7 protein-coding genes and 1 pseudogene are annotated in these 11,119 nt (G+C 54.9%); 7 read left to right on the forward strand and 1 reads right to left on the reverse strand.

The window, feature by feature from the left end; genetic code table 11:
• Positions 1 to 20 precede the first annotated feature (20 nt).
• The 4 genes from RSSM_RS06145 to RSSM_RS06160 are packed head-to-tail and all read left to right on the forward strand — an operon-like array spanning position 21 to position 5,362.
• Positions 21 to 953 carry a hypothetical protein gene (locus tag RSSM_RS06145; RefSeq protein WP_008675712.1) on the forward strand — a complete coding sequence of 311 codons (933 nt, stop codon included), beginning with the start codon at positions 21 to 23 and terminating at the stop codon, positions 951 to 953.
• 16 nt (positions 954 to 969) lie between these two features.
• Entirely contained in the window at positions 970 to 1,824 is an 855-nt protein-coding gene (locus tag RSSM_RS06150; protein WP_008675713.1) for a hypothetical protein, read from the forward strand.
• Positions 1,821 to 2,573, forward strand: coding sequence for a uracil-DNA glycosylase family protein (locus RSSM_RS06155; RefSeq protein ID WP_008675714.1), 753 nt, complete (start codon positions 1,821 to 1,823; stop codon positions 2,571 to 2,573). The genes RSSM_RS06150 and RSSM_RS06155 overlap by 4 nt, the downstream gene beginning before the upstream one ends.
• Positions 2,574 to 2,581: 8 nt before the next feature.
• Positions 2,582 to 5,362 carry a protein kinase gene (locus tag RSSM_RS06160; protein WP_201767184.1) on the forward strand — a complete coding sequence of 927 codons (2,781 nt, stop codon included), beginning with the start codon at positions 2,582 to 2,584 and terminating at the stop codon, positions 5,360 to 5,362.
• Between the two features lie 187 nt (positions 5,363 to 5,549).
• Here RSSM_RS06160 and fusA read toward each other — a convergent pair whose 3' ends face one another.
• Positions 5,550 to 7,598 carry an elongation factor G gene (fusA, locus tag RSSM_RS06165; RefSeq protein ID WP_008675717.1) on the reverse strand — a complete coding sequence of 683 codons (2,049 nt, stop codon included), beginning with the start codon at positions 7,596 to 7,598 and terminating at the stop codon, positions 5,550 to 5,552.
• Between the two features lie 369 nt (positions 7,599 to 7,967).
• On the opposite strand from fusA, the gene RSSM_RS06175 reads away from it, so the two are divergent.
• The 3 genes and pseudogenes from RSSM_RS06175 to RSSM_RS31480 all read left to right on the forward strand — a co-directional run.
• Positions 7,968 to 9,353, forward strand: a complete 1,386-nt coding sequence (locus tag RSSM_RS06175) for a Rid family hydrolase (RefSeq protein WP_008675719.1) — start codon at positions 7,968 to 7,970, stop codon at positions 9,351 to 9,353.
• Between the two features lie 32 nt (positions 9,354 to 9,385).
• Positions 9,386 to 10,849, forward strand: coding sequence for a DUF1549 domain-containing protein (locus RSSM_RS06180; RefSeq protein WP_008675720.1), 1,464 nt, complete (start codon positions 9,386 to 9,388; stop codon positions 10,847 to 10,849).
• A 41-nt stretch (positions 10,850 to 10,890) separates the two neighbouring features.
• A pseudogene (locus tag RSSM_RS31480) lies at positions 10,891 to 11,119 on the forward strand (hypothetical protein); the annotation flags it as partial.

Consider the following 11,119-nt stretch of genomic DNA (forward strand, 5'->3'; position numbering starts at 1 on the left):
CACCTGAGACGAGTCTGAGCATGGACGGGACGACTGAACCGATTATCGCGGTCATCGGGTATCCGATAGCCGGAAATCCAACGCAATTCGCCCTGGAAACCGGCTTTGCGGCAGCCCAGATCGATTGCCGTGTGATGTCAGTCAGCCTTTCGCCGGGCCGCGTTGCCGCTGCTTTGGCAGGAATGGATGCAATGAATTTTGTTGCCGCGTGGGTTGCGCCGACGTGCCGGACCAGCGTCGAGCGACTGCGAGAAACCGATGGAGACACGGCCCCGTGTGCTGAAAAAACGTCGAGTGCCCCCCCAAAAGGAAGTGTGGCTGCTAGCCTCGTTACCCATCGCTCGCACGCCGGCCCGGCCCCTTTCGATGTGGTGGTTCATGAGCGTGCCGGTGACGATCAACCGCCGTGGATTCGTCTTTCGATGAAACATGTCGTTTGGCCGCGTCTGGCCGCTCAGGCATTTAAAAAGTCCCATTTGCCGTGCCGACGTTTGTGGTGGGTCGGCGGCAAGGCGAATTCGACCCCCGAGTGCGTGTCGCAGCACCAAGCGGCATTGCTCGAGCAGGTTCGGGCCACTCCGAATGATTTTTGGGACGCACTGAGTTTGGAATGTATCGAAGTGGTGCGCGAACCGGCGCAAATTCGACGGGAAGATTCCGAGGAAGACGGAGTCGATGTGATTGTGTTTTCCGACTCCGGAGATATCTCACAGGCGGATTGGAAGATGCCGTCGAAGTGTGTCGTGATCGATCTGAATGAAAATTGGGATCCCGAATATTTAATCTACTGGGATCGCTTAAAGTTGGATGCGGCCGAGACATCAGCGGTAGACTGTATCCGCGGAGCGGACGTGCACGCCGCCTGTCTTTCTGAACTCACTGAATCGTTGTTCGACCGAAACGTGGAGCCTGAGATTTTCTTAGATGCGATTGATGAGTATCTCGGCGTTTGAATTGATAATGCGATAGATGCAAAACCTCCTTCAATCTTTTACTAAACGGCGTGAGGGCGAACCGCGGCAATGCGGTTTGGTCTTACGTGATGATTGTATCATCGAAACCATCGCGCGATTGCAACAACGGATCATCGAACGATTTCCCGGCAGCGGTTTGGGAAAACTATGCGGAGAATTGCTCAACATCGCTCGCCAAGCGTCTGAGCGATCTTCACGTATCGGTCGACCGATTTTTTCGATTCGATTCGTCGGTTATGCGCTGGCGATCGCATCGGTGATTCTGTTGTTGTGGTTTGTCGGCTTTTGGGCTGCGAGCCACGATATTGAGGACGAGGTGCAAAAGCTCACCGATTTGATCACGACCGCGGAAGCAGGCGCGAACGTGTTGTTGCTGTTCGCGGCGGCGATTTACTTTTTGGTTTCTTTTGAAACACGTATCAAGCGACGCCGTGCGTTGACCGCGATTCACGAGTTGCGGTCGATATGCCACATCATTGATATGCATCAGTTAACAAAAGATCCCGAGCGAATACTGAAGAACTGGGAAAGCACCACCAATTCACCGCGTCAACAAATGACACCGTTGGAATTGAACCGCTATCTCGATTATTGCAGCGAAATGTTGTCGTTAACGGGAAAGATCGCGGCACTCTATGTCCGTGACTTTGACGATACCGAGTCCGTGGCCTCGGTCAGCGACGTTGAACAACTCAGTACAGGGTTGTCGCGTAAGATATGGCAAAAAATCATGATTCTCGAACAACAAACGGCGGTCAGTCACACTCCCATTCCGAGTGATTCACCCGCCGACGTGACCCCCGATCCATTGCCACCAATGAATGAACAATCGGAAGAACACCAAGTATGAGCCGGCAAACCACCTCCGCACGCGATCGCCAGTTGCACGAACAGCTTTGCGATTCCGCGCAGCGGCTGCAAAAAGGGGTCAACCAACTGACGTTCGATGAACCGATCACGCACGTCTACAACCCGTTGGATTACGCGTGGGATTTGCACCGGCAATACATTGAACAGTTGTCGGCCAAGGCGGACGTGTTGTTGTTGGGGATGAACCCGGGGCCGTGGGGAATGGCTCAGACGGGAGTGCCGTTTGGCGAAATCGCAGCGGTGCGCGATTGGATGGGGATCGAGGGCGAGGTCGGCAGCGTCGAGGCGGAACACCCTAAACGCCCCATCGAAGGCTTGAATTGTCAACGTAGCGAAGTCAGCGGTCGACGTTTGTGGGGTTTGATGCAAGAACGTTATCAAAAGCCGAAAGCGTTTTTTAGAAAACACTTTGTCGTGAACTACTGCCCGTTGGTTTTTATGGAAGCGAGTGGACGAAATCGAACGCCCGATAAACTGCCTGCCGAGGAACGATCGGCACTGCAGGAGCACTGCGATCGACATTTGCGGGAAGTCATCGAACTGTTGCCGTGGAAGTATCTCATCGGCGTCGGTGCCTTCGCCGAGAATTGTCTCAAGCGAGTTGCGGACGAGAGTGAAACGGCCCCGGCGATTGCTCGGATACTGCACCCGAGTCCCGCATCGCCGGCTGCCAACCGGGACTGGGCAGGGACGGCGGCGTCACAACTGCAGACCATAGGTGTTTGGTAAACGTGGTGATGGATCAACTGACGCGTCGACGACTGATCGTAAACTGCATCCTCTTTTCGGGATTGGCGGCCATTGTCTTGGTGTTTTTGAACCTGCCGTGCGAGCACGTGCAGGTTCTCTCAGTGCGCGAAGGCCGGTTGAGTGACAGCGGACTGACGGGGATGCTCGGCGCGATCGACGAGGTGGAGCGCGCCGGATGGCCGCTGAACTATCGCGTTCGCATCCAGGCTCGAACGTCAGATGATGAGCCGACGTTGTTGTATGAGTCGATGGGCAACCTCGTTGGGAACATCGCGATCGGTCTTGGGGTAATCGCTCTGACTTGTTTTTACACCTGGCGACGCTACCACCAGGTTTCGGCGTCGTCGAATCCCAAGAAGGCGCGACTGCGTTTCGATGCAACGACGGCGGGGTTGGCATTGTTCATCCCCGTTGGGCTGTATCTTCTCTCGATGCTGACCGCCGCGCAGCACAAACGCATCGCGATGCGGGCGTCAGAATACGGCCATTGTGAGCTCAACGCCGAAATACCGCGGTGGCTCGCGTCCCGTATCCCCAAACCTTTCTTTCGAGCCTTCTTGCGCATCAAAGACGTCGAGGTTCGTCAGCCCACGACCGAGATGTTGAGCGAACTGTTGAATCTTTCCACAGTCCGAGGCGTGCGAGTGATCTCGACGAAGTTGGAGGGCGAGGATTTTGCTAACTTGCACCGCGCGAGGGAACTCACCGAGATCGTGCTGGAAGGATGTTCGATGAGCCGCGAGGCAATCACGTTGCTTTCCGATCACGATCAACTGCGTGATCTAACCCTGCGACGTTGCCGCATCGAACGCGAAGATTTGGAGAGTCTGAACCGGCTTTCAAATTTAGAGAGCGTCGATTTTTCACGTTCAGCACTCAACTTCGAAGACTTCAAGCAGAACGGTTGGGCGCCGAGCGTTCGCTATCTGAGGCTGCCCATGCCTCGGGGTGAGAACAGGGCTCGATTGGAACTAACCAACTGGACGGCGTTGGAAGAATTGAGTTTGGAACGCACCCGACGGAGATCGGATGACGTGATCGAGCTCCGCTTGCGGGCCTGTCCCCGTTTGCATTCGTTGTTTCTGCCTACTCCTCAGCTATACGCACTTTATGCGAAGGGACTTCCTTCGTTGGAGAATCTGTTCGAGTCGCTCGATCTACCGATTGGAAGCCCGCACGACGCAACGAACGTCTTTCTGCCTCGGTGGGAAACGATCGATATGGCGGAGGTGCCAAAGTTGACGCGGGTTGAATGCAGTGTCACCGACTTGAAACACCTCCGTCTCTCTGGAGTCGATCGCCTTCGCGACGTCGTGATTGGACAATCAATGTTCTCTCCGATGTACCTTCAAGAGAGCGTGCCACCTCACTATGAGAACGCGGTCAAATGGGTCGACGAGATCAGCAAGCTGCCCGGGGTGACGTCGTTGACGATGGACCGGATTTTGTTGGGTGAGGATGAGCTCGAGAAGATTTCGCAAATGCAATCGCTCGAGGTTTTGACGTTGACCAACGCGGGACTAACGACGGAGCAACTCGGCCCGCTCACCAAACTGCAGTCACTCGAACAGTTGAATCTGCATCAATGCGAGATCAGCTCTGAACAGATGCGGCAGTTTTTGTCGCTACCCAAACTTTCCGTCCTGACTGCGGATCTGTCGGGACTGGACGAGCTTCGCCTGAGTAATCATGTGAGGATTAAGAATGTCGTCACGCTGCCCTTTCAAAATCTGAAGTCAATCGAGCTGGACAATCTACCTCGCTATGCCGGTAGCCTTGTCGTGCAGGACGGTTTGGAAGACCTGCACATTTCAAGATTGCCCAACTTGATGGAATTGACGGTGGAGTGTCCGTGGCCCGAGGAAGCAACGTTTGAACGGGTGGACGGACTGCTGCGGTTTGCCGCGGGAGGCCGTCATCTCGATGACCGCGTGGTTGAGATGCTGTTGAAGTGTTCCGAATTGGATCAACTGATTCTGGCGTACGCGTCTCTGTCTCGCGATGCACTCAGTCAACTCGGGAAGTTAAAGTCGTTGACGGCGCTGGAGGTCCCCGGCAGCCTCGTCGATGACGAGGTCACGAGTTCATGGCGGGATCTCAAACGTCTTCGCCGTGTGTGCTTCGACGATACCGCCATCTCCGAGGAAACGGTGGATTGGTTGGCAACGTTAACGAGCCTTCGGTCTCTTAGTTTGGACCGGGTGGCATTGAGTGATCTGGCTTGGGAAAAGATCACCACGTTCAGCCAGTTGTCTGAACTGTCGGTCAAAGGGACAACGATCCCCTATCGGCTGCTCAATCGATTTGTGCGTCATGGTGGATTGGAAGTCCTCGATATATCGGGATTTGAAGTCACCGATGAATTGGCCGAGGCGATCCTGCATGCTCGCTATCTGCACACGCTTTTCATACTCGACTCGCAGATTGAAATGAAGCGAGTCAAGCAGATGCTCGAAAAGCATCGTCACTTGTTGATGATCGCAAATTTCAGCGAGGAGCAGTTGGAAAGCCTTCCTGAAGAGTACCGGGCGCGGATCGTTCCGAGTGTGGAAGCCAATAACCGTCGCCGCAATTCGCGGCAATCTCATCTGGTCATTGTTCTTGCCATCGACAAGGATGAGCAGAAGAACGAGACATACATCGTGAACCGACCGTTCAACGTTAGTCGTTTTCGCGAAGAGGTCAGTCGTTCTCGCAATGAGGTCAGTCGTTCTCGCGAAGAGAGTGTCGAGGCAGAGTCTGCGGAGGTTCCTGTAGGCGACCCATAGAAAAGACCAGCCTCGCACCGGTTGCCAACGCTCTGCACCGGTTGTGAACACACCGGACGTAGCTAATACGCGGGGCGTTGCGAGTACGCCGGACGAAAGATCGGAACGTTCTTTCCGTGTACTCGCTGGTCACTGCGGTTGTGCGTCGGATCTACATGCGAGGCATGAGGTTTCCCGAGAGCGATCCTCAAACTGCCATTTCCTCGGGCTGATAAGAGGCGATGATCTCTTGTTGGACAGCCGGTGGTGCCTGTTCGTCGTGTGAATAACTCAGCGTGAATGCACCCGAGCCGGCCGTAATGCTCTTCAGATCGGTGGCGTAGTTCTGCAATTCACTCAGCGGAGCGGTGGCTCGAATCACGCAGGTGTCGCTCAACATCTGCGTGTCGCTTACACGTCCACGTTTGACCGAGAGGTCGCCGGTGATGTCACCCATGTATTGCGAGGGAATACTAACTTCGATATCGACGAACGGTTCGAGCAGTACCGGGCGCGATTTTTTGACTGCTTCGATGAACGCTTTTCGGCCTGCGGTAATGAACGCGATTTCTTTGCTGTCGACTTCATGATGTTTTCCGTCGAAGACTTCGACACGAACGCCGGACATGGGATACCCCGCAATGGCCCCTTCCTCGAGGACTTGCCGAACTCCTTTTTCAATCGCGGGCATGAATTGCCTGGGGATCGATCCGCCGACGGTTTTGTTTTCGAATTCGAATCCGGTTGGATGGTCCTGTGGCAGCGGTGCGATCCGGAGGTAAACTTCGCCGAATTGCCCCGAGCCGCCTGTTTGCTTTTTATGGCGGTAGTGTGCTTCCGCGGGGGCGGTGATCGTTTCTTTGTAGGCGATCTTGGGAGGGGCCGTTTCGAGTTCAATGCCGTACTGCGACTGAAGTTTTTCGAGAATGACACGCAGGTGTAGGTCACCAAGACCTCGCATCACGGTTTCATTGGTGGCGGCGATGCGCTCCACACGAAAACACGGGTCTTCGGACTGGAGTTTTTGCACGGCCGCGGAGAATTTGGTTTCGTCAGCGTGCCGTTTGAGTTCGATGGCCAGTCCGTACATCGGTTTTGGTAGTGCGAGCGGTACCAGGTGTGGCGGGTTTTCGGTGGTCGCTTCATCGTGCAGCACGCCATCGAAATGAACGTCGTCGATTTTGGAAACGGCACCGATCTCGCCCGGGCCGATCACATCGGTTTCCTTATGGTCCTTTCCTTGAAGACGCATGACGTGTCCGATTCTCAACGGTTTGCGAAGATCGTCGATGTACAACTCGCTACGTGAGCGGACGCATCCCTGGTGGACCCGAAAGATTCCGAGTTTGCCGATGTGGGGATCGGTTGCGACGCGAAAGATATGTGCAATGGTTGGCTTGTCTGGATCGAACTCGGTGGGCAACGGTTCGTCTCCACGCACAAAAGGACGTGGGTTCCCCTCGAGCGGACTCGGCAGCAGCGACGCGGTCACGTGGAGTAAGTGTTTGATGCCGGTACCGTTGGTGGCCGAGGCAAAGACGATTGGTACCAAGTGGCCTTCTCGCAGTGCCTTTTCAAAAGCGGCGTGGATTTGTTCCGCGTCGAGTTTCTCCGCACCCGCTTCGAGATAATTTTCGGTGAGTTGATCGTCGACCTCAACGACCTGCTCCACAATTTGTGTGTGTGCCTTTTCTGCGGAACTAAACGCGGTCGTGTCGTGGGCATCGGTCTCGAAGACATCGATCACGTCATCACAGCCTGGTGTGGGCATGTTGATCGGCAGGCAGATGTCACCGAACGTTGTTTTGATATCGTCAACGAGTTTCTCAAGGTCCACCTCGGGCGTATCGATCTTGTTAATCAGAAACATTCGCGGCAGTTTGCGTTCGGCGGCAACACGCATCAACCGACGCGTCTCGCTCTCGATACCTCGGGAAGCGTCCACCATGACGACAACCGATTCCACCGCGGGGAAACATGCGATTGCGTGACCAATGAAGTCGGACATGCCTGGTGTGTCGATGACGTTGACGTGGTGTCCTTCGTGGTCGAAGTGCACGATGCTCGGTTGCAACGAGTGTCGGTGACGTTGTTCTTCTTCGGCAAAGTCACTGACGGTGTTCCCGTCTTGCACGTTGCCCTGTCGGCTGATCTCGCCGGATTCGAACAAGAGACGTTCGACGAGCGTGGTCTTTCCGGAGCCGGTTTGACCACATAGGCATAGGTTGCGGATGGAATCAGGGGTGGGGATAGGCATCGGTCAGGTTCCTGTTTGGCTGGTTGTTGAACTCGAAGGTCGAGTACCAAAGTGCTGAACTGAATCCTAGCGACTCGCGAGCGATATCGCACTAAATATGTGCCGTTTCGCCAATGCGACGAAACGACGCAATATTCATTCTATCGCGATGGGCGTGACGATTCGACGCATCGAAAACGCTCGAATCAGAGGTTGTTTCGTTTGCTGTGCAGACGATGCCAGGACTAGACTCATAGGATGCCGAGCGCGGCGATGCGGTACACGCGATTGAAACGACATCGATCAACGCATGAAACGTCTTAGGCGAAATATGACGGCGGACAGTGTTCAGGAGCGATGATGATGAAAGAGTGTGACCGACATAACAGTATGCCACGTGCGGTCCTGGATGCGTGCGAGCCCGGTGGTACGCGGGTTGATAGCAACCGCGATCTCGAAGACTCGACGTCGGTTTGTTACCGCATGGCTCCTGACAAGTCGATGCTCGACGGGGCAGCGAGCTGCGTCGATCAGGCGGCCTGTGCGTCTCGGCTCACTGCCGCAGACAATGACAGCAATCGCATGCCGCCGTGCTTGCTCAGCGAACAACAGCACAGCATCGTCGACATCGGAGGCGTGCACCGGATCGCCCTCATGATCACGCCTCAAAACCAAGGTGCAGCGATCGATCAGGCTTGGGAGGCGATCTCCACGATTCGGGTGATTTTGAGCCAACAATCGGTGTCGATGAAAATGGTCCAGCAAACCGTTTTTGTGCGATCCGCCGAAGACATTCCTGCGTTTCGTGGGCTGTTTGAGGCCTATTTTGGCGAGGAGACTCCTGCCTCGAATTACATCGTGCAGCCTCCCTGTGGAGGGCAGGCGTTGGCGATTGAGGCGTGGGCGATCGGCGGAGATCAGGTCGAGATTTCATACCTCGAACGCGATGTGGTGTCGGTCGACTATGCGTCGATGAAATGGGTTTATCTCTCTGGGATTTCGCCTTCCATCAGTGCAGCGGCGGCATACGAGCAATCCGAATCCTGTCTGGCTCAACTGCATCAACGCCTCGACCGCGTCGGCGCGACATTGTCAGAGGTGCCGCGGGTTTGGTTGTACCAAGGAGGGATCACCGAAGAAGAAGGTGGGATCGAACGGTATCGGGAACTCAACCGAGCACGCACCGACTATTTCGATTCGTTAAGCGCACGTGGTGCGATGCGAACGAGTCAACAATCGATCGTCTACCCTGCGAGTACCGGGATCGGAACCAACGGAACTTCGCTCGTCCTCAGCGCAATGGTGCTGCAGACTCCGCGTGATGATGTCCGTTGGGTGGCATTGGAGAATCCAGGGCAAACGTCTGCGTTCGACTATGAAAAGAAGTTCTCTATCAAGAGTCCCAAGTTTTCACGTGCGATGGCGGTCATCACTGATGAGTACGCCACGATATGGATATCCGGTACGGCGAGCATCCTCGATTCCGAAACGGTTCATATCGGCGACATTGAAAAGCAGACTCATCAAACGATCGACAACATGGAACGATTGATCGCGGAAGAAAACCTCGCCGCGCATGGGTTCAAGGGATGTGGAGCAACGTTACAAGATTTAGCCAAGGTGCGTGTTTATATCAAACACGTCGAAGACTACGAAAAATGCCGCGATATTTGTGAAGCCCGTTTTGGTAGCCTGCCCACGATCTATGCGAACGCCGATGTCTGTCGTCCTGACTTGCTCGTTGAAATTGAGGGCGTGGCGTTCACAACAGTTTAATTTTGACGGTTCATTCTTAAGGAACCCAACTCATGGTCCCGTCACGAACCCAACGGGTTCGCCAACGCAAACATCAACATCAGATGATTGTTCGTCTGTTGATGTTTTTTACTGTTCCGCCGTTGTTGGCTGGGGCGGTGGTCTGGGCGATTGCGCAGGCCAGGGTTGAAACGAGTCAGCGTGTCGAAGCAAACGTTGCGGTCGAAGCGTCGCGATCGCCTCGGCAATCTTGGTCGGTAAAGAAATCGCGAGCCATCGATCGTGAATCGGCGAGACCCAACGAGGATCGAGCGAGGACCAATCCGCGCGAGACACCTCGTGTTCGCGGTGTGCGTGAGAGCGGTTTGACCGTCGTGGATCTTTCGGGCGTTGATTCCGGTTCGACTGCCACGATGCCCGCCGTTACCGCGACCGGTTTTACCGCCCCGCAAGCGGACGAAACACATCAGGAACGTCTCGTTTCGGTTTACGAAAGTGCGTTGCCGCTGCATGGACACAACAGTGTCGATGATGCCGTCTTTGCGAAACTGTTCAAGCTAGGCATCGAACCGGCCGGTCTGTGTTCCGACGAAGTTTTTCTGCGACGCGTGTATATCGATGTGACAGGGACATTGCCCCGGGCTCATGAGGCGAAGGCTTTTTTGAGAGACACCGATGAGCGAAAACGTCGCAAACTGATCGATAAGCTTCTCGAAAAGGAGGAGTACGCAGACTACTGGGCGATGAAATGGTGTGACATCTTGAGGGTGAAGGCGGAATTCCCGATCAACCTTTGGCCCAACGCCGCGCAGGCTTATCACCGTTGGATTCGAACCGCGATTCGTGACAACCTGCCATACGATCAATTTGCGAAGGAGATGTTGACCGCATCGGGAAGCAACTTCCGAACTCCACAGGTTAATTTCTATCGGGCGATGCAGAGCAAGGAGCCCGAGGCGATCGCAAAGACCGTCGCTTTGACGTTCATGGCCACACGAGCGGACAAGTGGCCCGCCGAGAAACTGTCCGGCATGAGCCAGTTTTTCACACACGTGGGTTTCAAACCGACAGGCGAATGGAAAGAAGAAATCGTCTACTACGATCGTCGGCAAAGCGACAACGCGAACGCGGCGGTGGTCGGTGTGTTCCCTAACGGACGCGTAGAAAAAATCCCCGGCGGTGTGGACCCTCGCTTCGCGTTCGCGGACTGGTTGATACAGGAAGACAACCCGTGGTTTGCTCGAGCCTATGTCAACCGTGTTTGGTTTTGGTTGTTCGGGCGTGGGATCGTTGATCCTCCCGATGATGTTCGGGCAGATAATCCGGCGACCAATCGCGAATTGCTCAGTGTTCTCGCGAAAGAATTGGTTAGCAGTGGCTACGACATGAAGCAGTTGTTGCGTCTGATTCTGAACTCGAGCACCTACCAGTTGTCATGTGTGGATCAAGCCGGCGATCCGCATGCCGCTGCGTACTTTGCTCTTTTGTGCCACGGCGTCATGACGCGGAAGTTCTGATCGACGCGATCTGTCAGATCACGCAAACGACTGAAACGTACATGAGCATCATCCCCGAGCCGTTCACGTTCCTGCCGCGTCGGCAACGGGCGATCGCGATTCCGGATGGAAGCATCACGAGCAGTTTTCTCGAGATCTTCGGTCGACCTCCGCGAGATACAGGGATGCATAGCGAACGCAACAATGATTTGACCGCGGGGCAGTCGCTGCACCTGCTCAATTCCAACCACATTCGCGACAAGCTCAAGAAAGGGAACGGGTTGAAGATGA

Origin of the sequence: Aporhodopirellula sallentina SM41, from assembly GCF_000346505.1 — a bacterium.
Lineage (GTDB): Bacteria > Planctomycetota > Planctomycetia > Pirellulales > Pirellulaceae > Rhodopirellula > Rhodopirellula sallentina.

Bases quoted from the DNA above. Each gene is read 5' to 3' on its own strand.
- RSSM_RS06160 (WP_201767184.1), top strand. From the start codon at position 2,582: ATGGATCAACTGACGCGTCGACGACTGATCGTAAACTGCATCCTCTTT.
- RSSM_RS06155 (WP_008675714.1), top strand. From the start codon at position 1,821: ATGAGCCGGCAAACCACCTCCGCACGCGATCGCCAGTTGCACGAACAG.
- fusA (WP_008675717.1), bottom strand. From the start codon at position 7,598: ATGCCTATCCCCACCCCTGATTCCATCCGCAACCTATGCCTATGTGGT.
- RSSM_RS06180 (WP_008675720.1), top strand. From the start codon at position 9,386: ATGGTCCCGTCACGAACCCAACGGGTTCGCCAACGCAAACATCAACAT.
- RSSM_RS06175 (WP_008675719.1), top strand. From the start codon at position 7,968: ATGCCACGTGCGGTCCTGGATGCGTGCGAGCCCGGTGGTACGCGGGTT.
- RSSM_RS06145 (WP_008675712.1), top strand. From the start codon at position 21: ATGGACGGGACGACTGAACCGATTATCGCGGTCATCGGGTATCCGATA.
- RSSM_RS06150 (WP_008675713.1), top strand. From the start codon at position 970: ATGCAAAACCTCCTTCAATCTTTTACTAAACGGCGTGAGGGCGAACCG.